Annotated in this window: 13 protein-coding genes; 10 read left to right on the forward strand and 3 right to left on the reverse strand. The window is 70.8% G+C overall.

Annotated features, from left to right (window positions below; all coding sequences use genetic code 11):
* A complete protein-coding gene (locus ISU10_RS05425) occupies positions 1–2,532 on the forward strand; it encodes an ABC transporter permease (RefSeq protein ID WP_194695354.1) in 2,532 nt (843 codons plus the stop codon).
* A gap of 28 nt (positions 2,533–2,560) precedes the next feature.
* Here the strand turns inward: ISU10_RS05425 and ISU10_RS05430 are convergent, their stop codons facing one another.
* The gene (locus tag ISU10_RS05430; protein WP_194695355.1) at positions 2,561–2,977 is read right to left on the reverse strand and encodes a universal stress protein; all 417 of its coding nucleotides are present in this window, start codon (positions 2,975–2,977) and stop codon (positions 2,561–2,563) included.
* Positions 2,978–3,154: 177 nt separating this feature from the next.
* Between ISU10_RS05430 and ppsA the strand changes: the two genes are divergently transcribed.
* From ppsA to ISU10_RS05455, 5 genes are all read left to right on the forward strand, one after another.
* Entirely contained in the window at positions 3,155–5,545 is a 2,391-nt protein-coding gene (ppsA, locus tag ISU10_RS05435; protein WP_194695356.1) for a phosphoenolpyruvate synthase, read from the forward strand.
* 129 nt (positions 5,546–5,674) lie between these two features.
* Complete coding sequence (locus tag ISU10_RS05440) at positions 5,675–6,268, forward strand: hypothetical protein (RefSeq protein ID WP_194695357.1); 594 nt, start codon at positions 5,675–5,677, stop codon at positions 6,266–6,268.
* A gap of 182 nt (positions 6,269–6,450) precedes the next feature.
* On the forward strand, positions 6,451–9,189 hold the full coding sequence (gene mgtA / locus ISU10_RS05445; RefSeq protein WP_370864787.1) for a magnesium-translocating P-type ATPase: 2,739 nt from the start codon (positions 6,451–6,453) through the stop codon (positions 9,187–9,189).
* Between the two features lie 4 nt (positions 9,190–9,193).
* On the forward strand, positions 9,194–9,907 hold the full coding sequence (locus ISU10_RS05450; protein ID WP_194695358.1) for a hypothetical protein: 714 nt from the start codon (positions 9,194–9,196) through the stop codon (positions 9,905–9,907).
* Between the two features lie 67 nt (positions 9,908–9,974).
* Positions 9,975–11,357, forward strand: coding sequence for an HNH endonuclease (locus ISU10_RS05455; protein WP_194695359.1), 1,383 nt, complete (start codon positions 9,975–9,977; stop codon positions 11,355–11,357).
* Here the strand turns inward: ISU10_RS05455 and ISU10_RS05460 are convergent.
* Positions 11,354–13,072 (reverse strand): N-acetylmuramoyl-L-alanine amidase, encoded by a 1,719-nt coding sequence (locus tag ISU10_RS05460; RefSeq protein ID WP_194695360.1) that lies wholly within the window; start codon positions 13,070–13,072, stop codon positions 11,354–11,356. The genes ISU10_RS05455 and ISU10_RS05460 overlap by 4 nt on opposite strands.
* A gap of 139 nt (positions 13,073–13,211) precedes the next feature.
* On the opposite strand from ISU10_RS05460, the gene ISU10_RS05465 reads away from it, so the two are divergent.
* From ISU10_RS05465 to ISU10_RS22880, 4 genes are all read left to right on the forward strand, one after another.
* Positions 13,212–14,504, forward strand: a complete 1,293-nt coding sequence (locus tag ISU10_RS05465) for a cation:proton antiporter (protein ID WP_194695361.1) — start codon at positions 13,212–13,214, stop codon at positions 14,502–14,504.
* 266 nt (positions 14,505–14,770) lie between these two features.
* A complete protein-coding gene (locus ISU10_RS05470) occupies positions 14,771–15,886 on the forward strand; it encodes a glycoside hydrolase family 6 protein (protein WP_194695362.1) in 1,116 nt (371 codons plus the stop codon).
* A gap of 145 nt (positions 15,887–16,031) precedes the next feature.
* Complete coding sequence (locus ISU10_RS05475) at positions 16,032–16,340, forward strand: hypothetical protein (RefSeq protein ID WP_194695363.1); 309 nt, start codon at positions 16,032–16,034, stop codon at positions 16,338–16,340.
* Between the two features lie 342 nt (positions 16,341–16,682).
* Positions 16,683–18,134, forward strand: coding sequence for a lytic murein transglycosylase (locus ISU10_RS22880; RefSeq protein ID WP_370864791.1), 1,452 nt, complete (start codon positions 16,683–16,685; stop codon positions 18,132–18,134).
* Between the two features lie 21 nt (positions 18,135–18,155).
* On the opposite strand, the gene ISU10_RS05485 is transcribed toward ISU10_RS22880, so the two are convergent.
* On the reverse strand, positions 18,156–19,415 hold the full coding sequence (locus ISU10_RS05485; protein WP_194695364.1) for a DUF1501 domain-containing protein: 1,260 nt from the start codon (positions 19,413–19,415) through the stop codon (positions 18,156–18,158).
* Positions 19,416–19,419: the final 4 nt, after the last annotated feature.

Below are 19,419 nucleotides of genomic sequence, written 5' to 3' on the forward strand. Positions count from 1 at the left end.
ATGCTCCGGCTCTCGATCCGCAACCTCCTGGCCGGCAAGCTACGGCTGTTCCTCACTGTGGCAGCCGTGACCGTCGGCGTGTCCTTCGTGTCTGGCACCTTCGTGCTCTCGGACACGATGGCCAAGGCGTTCGACGGGCTGTACGTCGGCCTCACCTCCGGCACCGATGTCGTGGTGAAGTCGAAGGCCGCCTTCGAGGCTGACGTCACGACCAACGGGGGACAGGTCCGGCCCATCGACGAGGCGATGGTCGACGAGGTGCGAGGCGTGCCCGGAGTCGCGTTGGCCCGAGGTGGGGTGACCGGCTTCGCGCTGATCCTGGACAGGCACGGCAAGCCGATCCAGCCCGGCGGTGCGCCGACGATCGGCGCGAGCGTGGGCGACATCCGGCTCGCGGGCGACTTCGTCTACCGACAAGGTGACCAGCCGACCCGGTCCGACCAGGTGGCGATCGATGCGCGCACCGCTGAGCAGGCCGGCTTCCGTCTCGGCGACCGGGTCGACGTGATCTTCCAGGGCGGTCGCCAGACCTTCACCCTGGTCGGCATCATCGGGTTCGGCGAGACCGACAGCCTCCTCGGCGCGACGATGGCCGGCTTCGACCTCACCACCGCCCAGCGGGTCCTCGACAAGGTGGGCCTGGTCGACGAGGTCGACGTGCAGGCCGAACCCGGAGTGAGCCCGGCGCAGCTGCGCGACCGGATCGCGGCGATCCTGCCGGACCACGTCGAGGCCCTCACCGGCGACCAGGTGGCCGCCGACGGGTCGGCCGCGGTTCGCGACGCCATGGGCGTCTTCACCACGGTGCTGCTGGTGTTCGCCGGCATCTCCGTGCTCGTGGGCTCCTTCGTCATCTGGAACACCTTCAACGTGCTCGTCGCCCAGCGCAGGCGCGAGGTGGCGCTGCTCCGCGCCGTGGGTGCGACCCGTCGCCAGGTCCTGGGTGGGGTCCTGCTCGAGGCGCTGCTCGTCGGGAGCTTCTCCGGCGCGCTGGGGCTGGTGCTGGGCGTCGCCCTGGCTGCGGGCATCCGCTCCCTCCTGACGCTCATCGGGGTCGAGATGCCGACGACCACACCGGCCGTGGAGATGCGCACGATCGTGGCAGCGCTGCTGGTGGGGATCGTGGTCACCATGGTCGCCGCGGTCGCGCCCGCCTGGGCCGCCACGCGGGTCTCCCCGATGGAGGCGCTGCGCGACGCCGTACCGACGCGGTACGCCGTAGGGCGCATGCGGTCGGTCGCTGGCTGGGTCCTGTTGGCGGCCGGTACGGCCGCTCTGGTCGTCTGCATCGTCGCCGGCAACCAGCGGTGGTGGACGGTGCTCGCCACGTCGGTCACGTTCGCGGGGCTGGTCGTGGCAGGGCCGACGCTCGCTCGAGCCACTGCCCGGCTCGCCGACCACGGACGCCGCGGAGGCGGCTGGCGGCTGGCCGCGCGCAACATCGCGCGCAACGCCCGGCGCTCGGCCGCAACGGCCCTGGCCCTCACGATCGGCCTGACCGTCGTGGTGGCGGTCGCGGTCTGCGCGGCCTCACTGCGAGAGTCCGTAGCGGATGCCGTGAGCGGCGGCAACCGGTCGGACCTCATCCTCGAGCCGGCGGGCGCTGGTCTCGGCGTGAGCCCGTCGGTCGCGGATCTGCTGCGCAGGCGCGACGACGTCGCCGACGTGGTCGAGCTGCGCGAGACGGGTGCTCGCGTCAACGGTCACGACAGCCTCGTCTCCGCGATGAGCGCGGAGGGACTCGACCGCGTCATCGACCTCGGTGTCGAGGAGGGCAGCCTGCAGGCGTTCGGGCCAGGCGGCATCCTGGTCAGCACCCAGGAGGCCGACGACCTCGGGGTCGGCCCGGGCGACGTGGTGACGGTGATGTTCCCGGAGACGGGTCCGACGACGCTGCGCGTCGCTGCCACCTTCAGCCGGGGCGCCCTGATCAACGCCTCCTACGTGCTGGCCCTGCCGGACTTCGCCGCCAACGTCACCTCCGAGCTGGACGCCGCGATCCTCGTCGACGCGGCACCGGGAGTCGACCCGGCGCAGGCGAAGACGGACATCGAGGCAGCCCTGGCCGCCTACCCGAACGTCACCGTCAACAGCCCCGAGGACATCACCGCGAAGGCCCAGGCCTCGGTCAACCAGCTGCTCGGCATCGTGACCGCGCTGCTGTTGCTGGCGGTCGTCGTCGCCGTGCTCGGCATCGTGAACACGCTCGTCCTCTCGGTCGTCGAGCGCACGCGGGAGCTCGGTCTGCTGCGTGCCGTCGGCGGCACCCGGCGGCAGGTGCGATCCGTCGTACGCCGGGAGTCGATCCTGATGTCCCTGCTCGGGGCCGTCACCGGAGTCGCGCTCGGGACGCTGGCTGGTGTGTCGCTCAGCCGTGCGCTGGTGGCGGAGGGCATCACCACCGTCTCGGTCCCGGTGGTCACCCTGGCGATCTACCTCGTCGTGGCCGCAGCGGTGGGCGTGCTGGCCGCCGTGGGGCCGGCGCGCCGCGCCAGCAGGGTCGACTTCCTGGGCGCCATCGCCTCCGAGTGATCGTCTCCGACCCGACTCGCGAAGGGGCTCAGCGAGGGGAGGGCACCACGACGACGGGACACGGTGCTTGGAGCAGGACCTTCTGGGTCACGCGGCTCAGCTGCTTGTCATGACTGTCGGGGACCGATCCCATCACGATGAGATCGGCATCCTCAGCCTCCCTCAGGAGCAGGGAGACCGTGTCCGACTCCTCCAGGACCACCTCGTGGGGCACGCCCGTGCAGGTCTGGCCCACCAGGTCGGCCAAGCGCCGCTCCAGCGTCGTCGACACGTCGTACTCGGCTCTGGCGGGACGGTGCCCCGGAAGGTCGGGCAACTGCCACGTGGTCACCACCTTGAGATCAGCGCCCACGGTCGCGGCATACGTCGCGGCCCAGTCCAGCAGGGCGATCGACCGGTCAGAACCGTCGACCGCGACGACGACGTGCGTATCGCGTTGGGACATGGCTCTCGCCTCCTCTCCTCACCACTGTCGTTCCTCGCGGCTTCCAGATGAAGTGCCGAAGGTCCCGTGCCAGCCGCGACCACGGAGTCGTTGGCCTCTACTCGCAAGCCGCTCGCCGACGGATCGTGGAAGGAGTGCCGCCGCGCCCGGCGTCGGCCTGCCGAGGAGGGAACCGCCATGACCGACCAGCGCTTCGTTCGCGACTTCTCCGAGATCGGCCTGCGCGACGTCGCCCTCGTAGGCGGCAAGAACGCCTCGCTGGGAGAGATGTACCGCGAGCTGACCGCAGAGGGGCTACGGGTCCCGGACGGGTTCGCGATCACCTCGGAGGCCTACCGGCACACGCTCGAGGCGAGCGGCGCGTGGCCGGCGCTGCATGCTGCGCTGGACGGGCTCGACCCGACCGATGTCGTCGACCTGGCCGGTCGCGCCCGTCGAGCCCGGGAGATCGTCTACGGCGCACAGCTGCCTGCCGAGATCGTCGAGCAGGTGCTGGAGTCCTACCGCCGCCTGCTGGCCCAGTACGGCGAGCACACGGCCGTCGCCGTGCGCAGCTCGGCCACGGCGGAGGACCTCCCGGACGCGAGCTTCGCGGGCCAGCACGAGACCTTCCTCAACGTGCGCGGGGAGCGAAGCCTGCTCGATGCCGTCCAACGTTGCTTCGCCAGCCTGTTCACCGACCGCGCCATCCACTACCGGGTCGACCAAGGCTTCGATCACTTCAAGGTGGCGTTGTCGGTCGGCGTGATGAGGATGGTGCGCAGCGACATCGGCGCCTCGGGGGTGCTCTTCACGATCGACACCGAGTCGGGGTTCAACGACGTGGTCTTCGTGACGTCGGCCTACGGCCTGGGGGAGAACGTCGTGCAAGGGGCGGTGGATCCCGACGAGTTCTACGTGCACAAGCCGACCTTCTCGGCCGGCTACCGGGCCGTGCTGCGCCGCCGCCTGGGCGACAAGGCGGTCAAGATGGTGCTGTCCGAGGGCGGTACGCGCCACACCACGCGCAACCTGCCCACGCCCAAGGCCGATCGCGCCCGCTTCTCGATCAGCGACGCCGACGTCCTCGACCTCGTCCAAGCCGCACTCGTGATCGAGCGGCACTACGGCGTGCCGATGGACGTGGAGTGGGCCAAGGACGGTGTCGACGGCCTGACCTACATCGTGCAGGCGCGCCCGGAGACCGCCGCGTCGCAGCGCTCGGCGGTCGTCTTGGAGAGCTACGTCGTCGACGAGCACGGCGCGACCTTGTGCGAGGGGCGATCCGTCGGCGAGCGGGTGGCGAGCGGAGCGGTTCGGGTGATCAACGAGCTCGGCGAGCTGAGCTCCTTCAGGCCGGGTGAGGTGCTGGTGGCCGACACCACGACGCCGGACTGGGAGCCGGTGATGAAGACGGCCGCTGCCGTCGTGACCAACCGAGGCGGACGAACCTGCCACGCGGCGATCATCGCCCGCGAGCTCGGCATCCCTGCCGTGGTCGGCACCGGGGACGGCACGACGCGGCTGGCGACAGGTACCACGGTCACGGTCTCGTGCGCTGAAGGTGACACCGGCCGCATCTACGCAGGCAGCGCGTCGTTCCACATCGACACCACCGACGTGTCCGGTCTGCAACGGCCCCGGACCAAGATCATGGTCAACCTCGGCAACCCGGACCTCGCCTTCCGGACCGCCATGCTGCCCTCCGACGGCGTGGGGCTGGCCCGGATGGAGTTCGTGATCAGCGAGTCCATCAAGGCCCACCCCCTCGCGCTCGTGCACCCAGAACTCGTGAGCGACCCTGCGGTGCGCGCCGAGGTGGAGCGGCTGTCCAGCGGCTACCCCGACGGGGCGGCGTACTTCGTGGAGCGACTGTCGGAGGGGATCGGCACCATCGCAGCAGCGTTCTTCCCACGCCCGGTCGTCGTGCGGATGTCGGACTTCAAGACCAACGAGTACGCCAGCCTGCTGGGCGGCTCGGACTTCGAGCCGCACGAGGAGAACCCGATGCTCGGCTTCCGGGGGGCGTCTCGTTACGCGCACCCCGCCTACACCGAGGGCTTCGCTCTCGAGTGCCGGGCCGTGCGCCGGGTGCGGGAGGACATGGGACTGGACAACCTCATCGTGATGCTGCCCTTCGTGCGCAGGCTGCAGGAGGCGGACCTGGTTCTCGACCGGATGGCCGAGCTCGGCCTCAAGCGCGGTGAGAACGGGCTCGAGGTCTACGCCATGTGCGAGATCCCCAACAACGTCATCCTCATGGACCAGTTCGCCGAGCGCTTCGACGGCTTCTCGATCGGCTCCAACGACCTCACCCAGCTGACGCTCGGTGTCGACCGCGACAGCGCCCTGGTGGCGTTCGACTACGACGAGCGCGATCCGGGCGTCAAGGAGATGATCCGGCTCGCCGTCGAGGGTTGCCGCAGGAACGGCGTGCACTCGGGTCTGTGCGGACAGGCGCCGTCGGACTTCCCCGACATGGCCGAGTTCCTCGTCGAGATCGGGATCGACTCGATGAGCCTCAACCCCGACAGCGTGCTGGCCGTGACACGTGCGGTCCTCGACCTGGAGAGCCGGCTCGGGCGCTGAGGCGCGCGATCTCGGGACCAAAGACCCGCTGGGCCATGGTCCTGAGCCTCTGCGGCGACCACCCGGTTGATTCCTACCGTCAGATCAGTGCGGCGATGACGGATCGCAGCCAGGAAAGGGAGAACCATCATGCGATCGGCATTCGACAAGCTCATCTCTTGGACGGGGCTCGCCCTCGTCGCGCTTCTGCTGGCGGCGGGAGGCCTGCTCACCTGGGCCAACCAGTTCGTGGGAGACCAGGTTCACGACCAGCTGGTCATGCAGGACATCACCATGCCCGAGGGCGACGCGCTCAAGAGCGTCCCCGAGGCCGACGCCGCCGCGCTCAAGCAGTACGCCGGCAGCAAGCTCGACACCGGCCCGGAGGCCAAGGCCTTCGCCGACCACTACATCCTGGCCCACATGAACGCGGCCGGTGACGGACGCACCTACGAGGAGGTCAGCGGCGAGTTCATCGCGCTGTCGGACGAGCAGAAGGCATCCGAGGAAGGCCAGGCGCTGGCCGGGCTCCGCCAGACGCTGTTCATGGGCAACACCCTGCGCGGCCTGCTCCTCTACGGCTACGCGTTCGCCACGATCGGCACCATCGCAGGCATCGCCGCCATCGTCTCCTTCGTCGGAGCGGGCGTCCTGCTGGTGCTCGTCGCGCTCGGCTTCCGCCACGCTCGTCGCGAAGGGCATCTCGACCAGCCGCAGACGGGACGAGTGCCCCAGCCCGTCTGACGAGACACCGGAATCCTCCCGGGACCCCGTGGGTCCCGGGAGGTTCTGCGTCCGTAGGCCACGACCGGTCGTGCGTGGGCCAGGGACCATGGTCCCGGGTCGCGGCGACGCACGTCACTGTCGAGCCGCCGAGGCGACGGCGAGACTCTGAATGGAGGTCGGCCCCGACCGGCAGAGGAGGCGTGTTGAGCAGCTTGCTGTCCGGCACAACTACCACCGGGGCTTGGCCTCGGAGCTCCGGAGCCGGATCGCACGACGACAGCGGCCCGCTCGGTGCCGCAGCCTCGCGGACCTTCGAGGACGTGGTGGCGGGCCTTGGCTCAGACGCGAACGCGGGGCTGTCGACCGACGAGGTTGCGGTCCGGACCGCCGAGTACGGACCGAACGCGGTCTCCTCCCATCGTGCCCGCCTGCTGCCAGTGCTCTGGCACCAGCTCCGATCGCCCTTGCTGGGCCTGTTGCTGGCTGCCGCCCTGGCGTCGTACTTCGTCGGTGAGCGCAGCGACGCCGTCATCATCGCGGCCATCGTGGCGATGTCGGTCGGCCTCGGTCTCGTCAACGAGTACCGGGCCGAGAAGGCAGCCGACGCGCTCCACGCCGAGATCAGCCACCAGGCGGTGGTCGTCCGTGACGGTCGCCCGGCCTCCGTGGACGTGACGTCGCTGGTCCCCGGCGACGTGGTCCGGCTCCAGCTCGGCGAGGTCGTCCCGGCGGACCTTCGGCTGCTCGAGGTCAACGGCCTCGAGTGCGACGAGGCGATGATGACCGGTGAGTCGCAGTCGGTGGCGAAGACCACGACGCCGGTTCCGGTGGGGACCGCCATCGGCGACCTGACCTGCTGTGCGCTGATGGGCACGATCGTCAGGGCCGGCAACGGTCGTGGTGTCGTGGTCGCGTCGGGGGCCAGTACCCAGTTCGGCACCATCGCCGCGGGACTCAGCGTCCATCAGCTCGACACGGCCTTCCAGACGGGGCTGCGCCGGTTCTCGATGCTGCTGGTCTACGTGGCGGGGACCCTGACCTCGCTGATCTTCGTCGCCAACCTCGTGCTGGACCGACCCTTCCTCGAGGCACTGCTGTTCTCATTGGCCATCGCCGTGGGGATCACGCCTCAGCTGCTGCCCGCGGTGGTGGCCACCAGCCTCGCCGCCGGGTCCCGGCGGATGCTGCAGCGCAAGGTGCTGGTCAAGCGACTCGTGTGCATCGAGGACCTCGGCGACGTCGACACGCTGTTCACCGACAAGACCGGCACCCTGACCCTGGGGCAGATCACCTACGCCCGTGCGATCCCGGTGGGCACGGCGCGAACCGATGATGTGCTCCGCGCTGGTCTGCTGTGCACGGAGACGCTGGCGTCTGAGGGCGTGAGCGTCGGAGCAAACCCGCTCGACCAGGCGCTCGTCGACTCGCCCGCGGTGGCCCACCTCGCACCTCAGTTGGCGGGCGTCGGGCGCCTGGCCGTACTGCCCTTCGACCACGACCGTCGCATGGTCTCGGTGCTGGTACGTGAGCGCGCGACCACCACGATGGTGACCAAGGGCGCACCGGAGACGGTCCTCGAGCGCTGCCTCGACGTACCCGATGCGGCTCGTCAGGCGATGGCTCGCGAGTTCGACGCCGGCAACCGGGTGGTAGCCGTGGCAACCCGTCAGACGACCGGCGATCGGCTGGTGCCGGCCGACGAGGCCGAGCTGCACCTGCTCGGTTTCCTGGTCTTCCTCGACCCACCCAAGCCCGGAGCGGCCGAGGCCCTGCAGCGGCTCGCCGGGCTCGGGATCAACGTCAAGATCGTCACCGGTGACAACGCCTCCGTGGCCGCCAAGGTCTGCCACGACCTCGGGCTGGCCGGCGGCGCGGTACTCACGGGCCACGATCTCGACGCGCTGACCGACGACGAGCTGCCGGCAGCCGTGGACGCGACCACCGTCTTCGCCCGCGTCTCTCCCGAGCACAAGGCCCGCATCGTGCGGGCCCGACGCAGCGCAGGCGCCGGCGTGGCGTTCCTCGGCGACGGCGTCAACGACGCCCTGGCCCTGCATGGTGCGGACGTGGGGATCTCGGTCGACTCCGGCACCGACGTCGCCAAGGACGCCGCCGATGTCATCTTGCTCGAGAAGGACCTCGGCGTCCTGGCCGACGGCGTCACCGAAGGGCGGCGGATCTTCGCCAACACCATCAAGTACGTCCTGATGGGCACGTCCAGCAACTTCGGCAACATGTTCTCCGCAGCCGGAGCGTCGCTGTTCTTGTCGTTCCTGCCGATGCTCCCGTCCCAGATCCTGCTCAACAACCTGCTGTACGACGCCAGCCAGCTCGCCATCCCGACCGACAACGTCGACGAGGAGCAGCTCCGCCGGCCCTCGCACTGGGACATCGGCTTCATCCGGCGGTTCATGGTGGTCTTCGGGCCACTGAGCTCGCTGTTCGACTTCGCGACGTTCGCGGTGATGCTCGGAATCTTCCATGCCCACGCCGCGGAGTTCCGCTCCGGGTGGTTCGTGGAATCCCTGGCCACCCAGTCCCTCGTCATCTTCGCCATCCGCACCCGGCGGGTGCCGTTCTTCCGCAGCCACCCGAGCCTTCCGGTCGCGCTGGCCGCGCTGGGGGTGGCTGCCTTCGGCGCGATCCTGCCCGCGACGCCGTTCGCCGAGTCACTCGGCTTCGCCCCACTGCCTGGCGCCTTCTTCGTGACGCTGGTGCTGATGGTGCTGGGGTACCTGGTCATCATCGAGATCGGCAAGTGGTGGTTCTTCCGCGTCGCCCAGGCACCGGCCACACCGGTGACCGCGGCCGTGCCGTCGCCGCGCCGACTGCTCAGCCGCCGGGCGCGCCGCTTCAGCACCATCGCCAGGCCGCGCCCCGACCGGCGTATCGACGACCGTCGACGCACCGTAGCTCCACCGACAGGACCTGGAGGCTAGACCCGTGCGATCCACACACGAAGAGTCGCGAGGTGCCCTCCAGGATGCGCTCAGGGCAACCCTCATGGAGGCGACCGGACGCGAGGTCCGCGAGAACCCGGTCCGTCCCGGAAGTGGCGGACCGGCGGGCAACGCCTTGCTCACCGCATGGACGGCACTGGTGCTGCTGGCCCTCTCGGCTGCCGAGCTGCTGACGCTGTTCGACGTGCGAGGCCTCATCACCTGGCACGTCGCGCTGGGGGCCCTCTTGGTCCCGCCGGCACTGATGAAGACGGCAAGCACGGGCTGGCGGATGGTGCGCTACTACGCCGGCGAGACGTCGTACCGTCAGGCGGGGCCGCCGCCGCTCGTGCTCCGGTTGCTGGGCCCCCTGGTGGTCGCCTCGACCCTGGGTCTGCTCGGGACGGGGGTGCTGCTGGTGTTGCTGGGGGAGGACCGGTCGCGGCAGAGCCTGCTCACCATGGCCGGCCTGCGGGTGGACTGGGTCAGTGTGCACCAGGGGTTCTTCGCGGTGTGGGCCGTCGCCGCCGGGTTGCACGTCCTCGGGCGCCTCGTGCCTGCCCTGCGGGCGACTGTGCTGCGCGCGCCGGTGCTGCCGGGGTCGGTCGCAGTCGTGCCCGGGCGCTGGGCCCGCATCCTCTGGATGGTCGTGATGGTCGCTGTGGCCGCGGCCCTGGCCGTGGCGCTGGTGCACGCCGACGGCAGCTGGGCCACCTGAGGTTCGACCTGGCGGCGTGCGCGTTCGGTTTGTCGAGAGATCGCGTCGTTTGCTATGATTCGAACACATGTTCGATTCTCGGGTCTTCGCAACTCTCTCCACGGGTGTGGTGGACGAGTTCGCGCGCGCACTCTCCAGGACACTGGGCACGCCGTCGGACCTGCGCGATGCCGAGCGGGTCGACACGATCCGCGCGCTCGAGGAGCTCGTGTGCGTGGCGACGGCTGCCCAGGCGCTGCTGTCCGCTGAGCTCGACGAGTCGCGGAGGGCGTCGGAGGCCGAGCGCGGGGTGCCGGTTATGCGTCGGGGCCGGGGCGTGGCGAGCGAGGTCGCGCTGGCTCGGCGGGAGTCACCCCACGCCGGGCAGCGACACCTCGGACTCGCGACCATCGTGCGCCGCGAGCTGCCGTGCACCTGGGCCGCGTGGCGGGCCGGTCGGATCACCGAGTGGAAGGCCACCGTCATCGCCCGCGAGACCGCGTGCCTGACCCGCGAGCACCGCGCCGCGGTGGACCGGGAGGTCGCGGCCGACGCGGCGAAGGTGGAGCGGATGGGGGTTCGCGAGCTCGCTGCGGCGTGCCGGCGAAGGGCCTATGGGCTCGACCCGGAGTCCGACGTCGCCAAGCGGCGACGAGCCGAGAAGGACCGCACCGTCACCTTGCGACCGGCCCCCGACGCGATGACGTGGCTGACGGCCCTGCTCCCGGTCCAGGACGGCGTCGCCGCCTACGCCGGGCTGACCCGCACCGCCGACTCGGCCCGAGCCGCCGGCGACCCACGCAGCCGCGGTCAGGTGATGGCCGACACGCTGGTCTCCTCGGTTCTCGACGACGTCTCCCGGCGCGACGATGCCCAGACGCGCTGGCACCTGCCCGAGGAGGCGCCCCACGATGACGCCGCCAGGCCGGCGGGGGTTCTGGTCGAGCTGGTGATGACCGACCAGGCTCTGTTCGGCACCAGCGACGAACCAGCCAACGTCCCGGGCTACGGGCCGATACCGGCCGAGCTGGCTCGCGAGATCGTGACCGGCGCCTGCAGCCGCGACGAACAGGTCTGGCTACGACGGCTCTACACCAGCCCGACAACCGGACAGCTCGTTGCCCTGGACTCGCGCGCCCGCCGGTTCCGCGGTGGCCTCGCGCGATTCATCCGGCTCCGCGACCAGGTGTGCCGCACGCCGTGGTGCGACGCGCCCATCCGCCACGTCGATCACGCCCATGACGTCGCCGAGGGCGGCGAGACCCGAGCCGACAACGCCCAGGGGCTCTGCGAGGCCTGCAACTACGCCAAGCAGGCTGCCGGCTGGACTGCGCGAGGGTCGCCACCCGGCGCGGTGCGCCACCAGGTGGAGACCACGACGCCGACCGGCCACACCTGCCACACGAGTCCCCCCGCCGTCAGGGCGCCAAGGGCGCAGAGGGTCCGCATCGACTTCGTCCTGGCCTTCTAACGACGCACGCGTGCGCGGATCGTCGCCCCGTCGGTCTGGTGGGCACGGTCCCCGGCGTACCAAGCGCGCACTGCGTAGCGGCCGGGGTCCAGCGGCCTGACCCAGCCGAACTTCGCGATCGCGTGACCGTCAACCAGATTGACGACCAGACGCCGGTCGGCGACCTTGACGATGACCTCGCCCGTCGCGGTCGCGACACCGTCGGGGGAGGAGACGCGTACGTCGATGCGCAGCCGACCGTCGCCGCGGGCGTGGGGCATCAGGGTGACGGAGGAGGCAACCGTGACGCGCCGCGACGTCCACAGGGTGCGCTGCGCCGGCTGCATCCCGCTGTTGCGAGCCACCACGCGCACCGCGAGCTTCGAGCCGGCGTCGGCGGGCCGCACGACGTACGACGCCTCGTGGGCGCCTGCGATCGGTGTGCCGCTTCGCAGCCAGGTGTAGGACACGGTTGCGTCGCCAGGGTCGTAGCGGCCACCCTCCACCCGCAGCGTGTGGCCGAGAGCCGGCTCGCCGGTGAGCGTAGGTCGCTCGAGCACGTGGACCTTGGAGTAGTACTCGAGCAGTTGCGCCGTGCGACGCCGGATCTCGGGAATCGCGTGGTAGAGGTGGTCGCCGGGACACGCGGTGTCGTTGGTGTTGCGGTGCCCGTCGATGACCGGGAGGGTCACGGTCCGGCCGACGCGGTACTTGTCGCTGCCCTCGGAGTAGACCCGCACCAGACCCTCGGGGTCGCGACCGTAGGGGCCCAGCTTCCAGGCGGCGATCTTGGCGATGGCGTCGAGCACTGCCGACGACGGCCTCGCCGTCTCGAAGTTGCCGATCACCGAGATGCCGGTCGAGGTCGCGTTGAACCCCAGTGTGTGGGCGCCGCGCACCGGCCGGCCCGCGCCGCCGGCGCGACCGGTCCAGATCCGACCGAAGCGGTCGACCAGGAAGTTGTAGCCCACGTCGGACCAGCCCATGTAGCGGGTGTGGTAGCGGTAGATCCCGCGCAGCAGGGCCGGCACGTCCTCGCGCCGGTAGTCGTTGCTGTTGGCCGTGTGGTGCACGTGCACCTGCTGGATCGTCCGGTTGTAGCGCGGGCTGCCGTCGCGCCACGACTCGTCGGCGTGCCACTGGCGCCTGCCGCGGATGTAGGGCTTGGGCACCGAGACTGCGGCCGAGGCACGGGCCAGCGGTTCCGGCGCGTCGTCGCCGGGCTGCCGCCACGGCTGCATCAGCAGGAGGCGAAGGCCGCGCACCCGGCTGCCCGCGCCCCGGACCTGCACGCCGTCGGCCCGGCCGATCCACATCAGCTCGCTCCCGCCGCGGCTCACGGTCTCGGCTGCGTCGTCCTCGTCCGGCCGGTCGTGCAGCAGCGAGACGCGCCGCCAGTGGCTCCAGGTGCCCTTGCGGCGCGTGCGCACGTCGAGGACGGGCGCGGCGGCCAGGTCATCCCAGGTCAGGGCCAGCATGGAGTAGACCGACGTGGACATCGTCGAGGTCTGCCAGCCCGACGCCGACCGGCTGACCCGCTCGTCGTCGAGTGACACCTCGACCGAGCTGATCTGGTCGGTGCCGTCGCCGGCCAGCACCAACGTGCCTGCCGAGCCGCCGTCGGATCCGTCGTCAGGCCACCACCTGACGGCGCCGCTGACCGCGCCGACGGCCACCGCGCCACCGAGGGCTGCCTTCAGCACTCGACGGCGGGCGGCTGCGGGGGGCTCGTCCATCCCAGCATTGTTGGCACACGTCCGGCGCCCAGCTGGGAGGACACGTCGGGAACCGGCCATCTCTGGCCGGCATGTCCTGAGGCGATCTCGGGTACCCCGCCTCCATGACGGCTCGCATCGGCCGAGCCGGGGCCCCGGCGTGACGGCCGACCTCACCTTCCTGGTCGCCGGCCTGTCCTTGCTCTTGGCGGTCGTCCTTCCCGACCTCGTCAGCCGTTGGGCTCTGTCGGCTCCGATCGTGCTGGTGGCAGTCGGCCTCCTCCTCGGGCTGACACCGCTGCCCGACGGGCTCCCTCTTGATCCCCAGCGCAACCAGGCGACCATCGAGCACGTCACCGAGCTGGCGGTCATCGTGTCCCTGATGGGTGTCGGCCTGGCTCTGGATCGTCCACTGCGCTGGCGAGACCGGTCCTCATGGGCTGCGTGGTCGCCCACGTGGCGCCTGCTGGTCGTGGCGATGCCGCTGAGCATCGCCGCCATCGCCCTGCTGGGCTGGGGTCTGGGTCTGGCGCCCGCGGTCGCCGTCCTTCTCGGCGCGGTGCTGGCGCCGACCGACCCCGTGCTGGCCTCGGACGTGCAGGTGGCCGGTCCTCGCACGGGGGACGACTCGGCGGACGAGGACGACGAGGTGCGGTTCGCCCTCACCTCCGAGGCCGGTCTGAACGACGGGCTGGCGTTCCCCTTCGTGATGGCCGCTGTGCTGCTGGCCACGGAGGGACCCATCACCGGCTGGTGGGCCACCTGGGTCGCTTGGTACGTCGTGGGCAAGGCCCTCGTCGGCCTCGCGGTCGGAGTCGGTGTCGGGTGGGCACTGGCCCGGGTGGCGTTCCGGTCACCCCGCCGGGCACTGAGGGTGGCCGAGCGAGGCGAGTCGCTGCTCGCGATCGCGGCGCTCGTCACGGCGTACGGGCTGGCGGAGGTTGCCAGCGGCTACGGCTTCCTGTCGGTCTTCGCGTGCGCGATGGCCTTCCGATCGGCCGAGCGCGCCCACGAGTACCACGCCGCCATGCACGAGGTCGTCGAGAGGCTGGAGCGCCTGCTGACACTGTTCGTCCTGCTGGTGCTGGGGATCGCGCTGACGCGCGGCCTCCTGGGCAGCCTGGACTGGCGGGGGGTCGTCGTGGCTGTCGCGCTGGTGGCGCTGGTGCGGCCGGTAGCGGGCCTGGTCGCGCTGTCCTCGTGGCACCGCGATGAACGCGCACCCGGAGGGCTGTCGCGGGTGGAGCGCCTGGCCACGGCCTTCTTCGGGGTCCGCGGTGTCGGCTCGATCTACTACCTGGCCTTCGCATCGGGCCGGTCCGAGGAGCTCGACCAGAACTGGCTGTGGTCGACGGTGGCCTTCACGATCGTGTTGTCGGTGCTCGTGCACGGTGTGCTGTCCGCGCCGCTCATGCGAAGGGTCGAGGCTGCCAGGGAGGCGACCATCAGCTAGGAGCGCACCCGGGCCAAGCGGAACAGCAGCCACAGCGCCGCGTCGGCCATCGTCTGCAGCCAGCGGTCGGTTCGTGTCATCTGCCCCACCCCTTTCGGACGACGACGGGGCCAGAGGGTGATCCAGGGTTGAGCGAGCGTCATCCCAGGGTGCGACCCAGCAGGCGGCCTGTCCGTCGTTGGGCCGACGAACCACCCGGGTGGGGCACAGGTTCCTGTCCGAACGGACGATGCATGCGACCCGGACCACCTGGGTACGGTGGACGAATGCCGGTCCCCCCCGCCGGCGAGAGGTCACGTCACGTTCTCGGTGCGATCCTGAGCGTGCTCCTCGCCCTCGCCATCACCGTCCCCCCGACCACCCCCGACGCAGCCGAGGCCCACTCGGACCCGCCCGGCTCGACCCCCGACAACCCGCTCAGCGGCCGCACTTGGGGCGTCTACCAAGGCGGTCTCGAGCACTCGTGGGCGGCGTACCAGAAGGCGAGTGGTCGCCAGCGCGAGCTGCTCGCCAAGATCGCTCTGCGACCCAAGGCCACCTGGTTCGGCCAGTGGCTGCGCACCGACAGGGTGGCCAAGAACGTCCGGCAGTACATCAGTGACAGCCAGCACGGCGACCCCGAGGCGCTGGTCCAGATGGCGATCTTCGCGATGCAGCCGTGGGAGCGCGAGGCCTGCCGTCGGCTGCCCACGGCATCCGAGCGAGCCCGGTACAAGAGGTGGATCGACCACGTGGCCGGTGCGATCGGCACCGCACATGTGGCCCTGATCCTGCAGCCGGACGCGCCATTCGCCCTGTGCACGCCACGTGGCTCCGACCTACCGCTGCGGCTGATCCGCTACGCGACCCAGCGGTTCACCGCACAGCCCAACACCAGCGTCTACATCGAGGTGGGAGCCGCGGACTGGCTCCGCGAAGACGTCGCGAAGGCACTGCGGATCCTGGTGCCCGCCGGAATCGAGTTGGCGCGGGGCTTCGCGCTCAACAGCACCCACTACGACTCGACCGCACGGCAGGTCAGGGTTGCCGCCGACATCGCCCGGGCCCTGGAGCGACGTGGGATCCCGGACAAGCACGCCGTCATCAACACCTCGTCCAACGGCCAGCCCTTCAAGGGCTACGAGTACCGGGGTCCCAACTTCGACAACGCCCGGGTGTGCGCCGACAAGCAGGACTCGCGCTGCGCCACCCTGGGCATTCCGCCGACCACCGACGTCGCCGACCCGGCGTGGGGGCTCTCCGCCGCCGACGAGGCCGAGGCATCGGCGTACGTCGACGGGTACCTCTGGTTCGGGCGCCCGTGGCTCTACAACCAGGCCGCAGGCTGGGACCAGCAGCGAGCGCTCGCCCTGGCCCGGACCACGCCGTACGCCGGGCCCTGACGCACGTCCATCCCGTCCAGACGTCCAGATGGGTGGGCGCGATCTCGCGAGCCGCTGGTCGGGCAGGTGGCCGGCTGGCTAGAGTTCGCGGCGGGGATATGTGAGTTCAAAGGCCGTCATCGGCCGGTTGGAAACGAGGGGGGCCATGGCAACCGCGAGCGTGGCCGGCCAGAGGTGGGCAGCAGTGCTGATCCTCCTGGTCCTCGGCATTCTCAGCCTGCCGATGGCGGCCGCTCCCTTCGGCGAGGACGACAACGAGAACTGGATCATCGTGGTCGCCGTCGCACTGATGGTGCTGGTGGGCCTCGTGGTCGGAGCCCTGCTGCCCGGTCTGGCAGGCCCAAACGCCTCGCGCGCTCGAGGTGCCCGGGTGGGCGCGGTCGTCGGCGTTGCCATGCTGGTGCTCGGGGTCGTGGTCTTCTTCCTCCTGCTGAGCGGGTTCGACGGCGCCTGACCTCAGCCCGCCACGCCGCCGGTGCCGTCCATGGCGGCGGGCGTCAGTGCCGCGCGTCGGCGCGCATCCAGCGGCGACTGCCTGCGGTCGAGCCGCTGGTCGAGGATCTCGGCTGCCCGCTCTCCTTGTCCGGAGCGAGCCAGCGCATAGATCAGCGTGTGAGGACACCTGACGACGGATTCGCGGTGTGCTCACGGTCACGAGGCGACCACAGTGTCATGCCGGGCACAGACGTATCGGCCCGAGGGAGGGAAACTCCTTGATGAGGAACCCCAGGTCGGGCGGTAGCCTGGCGACCTGCGGTGGGGGCCGCGACCAGGCTGGATATTTCGGGGGAGACCGGTGAGGCAACGCAACGAGCGATCCAACACGCGACTGGGGCGGGCTGCGGCTCTGCGTCGTCTGTGTCTGGTCGCCGTGATGGCCCCGGTCGCCGGCGCTGCGCTCGCCGGACTGGTGCGCCCCGAGGCCGGCTCGCACTCCAGTGCCCTTGCCTTCCCCTCCGCCCATCGGGTCGAGCCGGTCGCGCCGCTGCTTCCCGAGCTCGCCGACCCCGTCGAGGCCCCGGCTTCGGTCTCGCGCGAGCCCCGACGAGACGGCGCCGGGCTCGGCGTGGTGGTCAACGCGGCCTACGCCACGGTCGACGCGATCCCCGGTCGCGCGTTGACGGCCTACCAGCGGGCAGGCACCGTGATCGGCTCGGCCGACGCGGCCTGCCACCTGGGCTGGCAGCTGATCGCGGCCATCGGCAAGGTCGAGAGCAACCACGGCCGGTTCGGCGGTGCCCTGATGACCGCCGACGGCGTGGTCCATCCAGCCATCCTCGGCCCGCAGCTGACCGGCAAGGGCGGCACCACGCGCATCGCTGACACCGATGCCGGACTGCTCGACGGCGACTCCAGCTACGACCGGGCGGTCGGCCCCATGCAGTTCATCCCGTCGACCTGGACCGTGGTCGGGGTCGATGCCGATGCCGATGGCCGTCGCGACCCACAAGACATCGACGACGCGAGCCTGGCGACCGCCGTCTACCTGTGCAGTGGCACCGACGACCTCTCGACCGCCGAGGGGCAGCGGGCCGCCGTGTTCCGCTACAACCACAGCGAGGCCTACGTCGAGAACGTGCTGGGCATCATGGCGGGCTACCTGCGCGCCGACCCGGCGCTGTTCCGCGTCTACGGCGGCAGCGGCGTCATCAACCCTGACGACTACCCAGGTGGGGGCTGGACGACCTCGACTCCCACGGCGACCCCCACCCACGGCACGCCGACCTTCGACGTCGTGACGCCGACCGCGAAGCCCACTGGCAAGCCGACACCGACGGCCACGCCCACTGCCTCGGCCACGCCGAGCAGCACGCCCACCGTCACCGCCGAACCGACGAGCGACCCCTCCACCGACCCTTCGACAGAGCCCACGTCGGAGCCCACCTCGGAGCCGACCCAGCCGGAGTCCACGACGACCTCGCCGACCGAGACCGGCACGGCCACCCCGAACGAGACCGGCACGGCCACCCCGACCGAACCGACCGACCCGAGCGACCCCAGCGACCCGACCGACCCCGGCACGCCCGGAGTGCCGCAGGACCTGCTCGACGCCTGGACGTCGTGCCTGGCCCAGGGCGTGTCAGCGGGCGATCTCGTGGCGATGACGGCGTGCCTGGCCCAGACGACCGGTCGCCCGGCGGACGACCCGGCGATCCTGGCGCTCCTGGCCGACCCGCCGGCCACGCCGCCCACCCCTACCCAGACCCAGCAGCAGCCGCGACGTCGGCGACAGACCGTGGAGGACTGAGCGGCTCATCGGTCCGCTCCCTCAGGCGCCCGCCATCACTCCCACGGTCTCGCGCACGAACCCCGGGAACACCGCCGACGTGCTGATCCCGAAGCGGCTGACCACGATCTCCGACAGCACGCTGCGGTAGTCGGTGGTGACCAACAGGTCGCCGTCGAGGCTGTTGGTCAGACCCGGCCACTTCGCGTAGTACTTCTTGCCCTGGACTCCCGCGCCAGCCAGGAACATCACGTTGCCGTAGCCGTGGTCGGTGCCACCGCTGGCGTTCTCCTGCACCCGGCGCCCGAACTCGCTGATCGTCACCACGGTGACCTTGTCGGTCCACGAGCCGAGGTCTGTCAAGAAGGCGCCGAGCGAACCCGCGAAGTCGCGGGCGTTGTTGAGCAGGTTGCCCCACTCGATGGTGCCCTCGCCCGTGTGGTGGTCCCAGTCGCCCTGGTCGACGGTGAGCACGGCGACGCCGATGTCGGTCTTGATCACCCGGGCCACCTCGGACAGCGCCCGACCCAGATCCGAGTCCGGGTAGACGGCACCGTTCGCGGGGTCGGTCGGGCTGGCCTTCAAGGTCTTGAAGGACTCGACCGCGCCGAAGGTCGCCTTCATCGAGCGCCCCAGCCCACTGCTGTTGCCGTCCCACAGCAGGTGCAGGGACTTGAGCCTGCGGTGGTCCTCGTCCCATTGGTCGTCGCCGGCGATGCCCATGTCGGAGATGCGGTCGGCGGACATCACCGGTTGCGGGCCGTACAGCGAGGTCGGCGGGACACCACCAGCCATGTTCAGCGCCTGCAACGGGTTGCTGTCGGAGTCGGTGCCGATGAGCCGGTTGAGCCAGCCCGATCGGGTCGAGGACCCCGGGTTGGCGTCCTCGACGGCCTCCATCGCCGCGAAGTGCGAGCGGTTGGGAGCCGGCAGGCCCGTGGCGTGAACGGCGGCGAGCTTGCCGGCGGTCCAGAACGGCACGAGCGGCGCGAGTGCGGGGTGCAGGCCGAAGTAGCCGTCCTTCTCGAGCAGTGACTCGGAGGGTACGGCGATGCTCGGGCGAGCCGCGTAGTAGGCCGGGTCAGCGTGCGGCACCACCAGGTTCAGGCCGTCGCAGGCGCCGCGCATCGAGAGCACCACCAACACCGACGGCGCGGGCGCTGCCGCAGCCGGGGAGGCGGTGACGACGGCCGATCCGAACACGGTGGTGGAGGCGCCGATCGCGATGGCGCCGCTGAGCAGCCCGCGACGGCTCATGGCGGCGTACTCCGCGCAGCACTCCCGCTGGTCCACGTCTGTCATCGAG

It is taken from the genome of Nocardioides agariphilus (assembly GCF_015352445.1).
Taxonomy (GTDB): Bacteria; Actinomycetota; Actinomycetes; order Propionibacteriales; family Nocardioidaceae; genus Nocardioides; species Nocardioides agariphilus.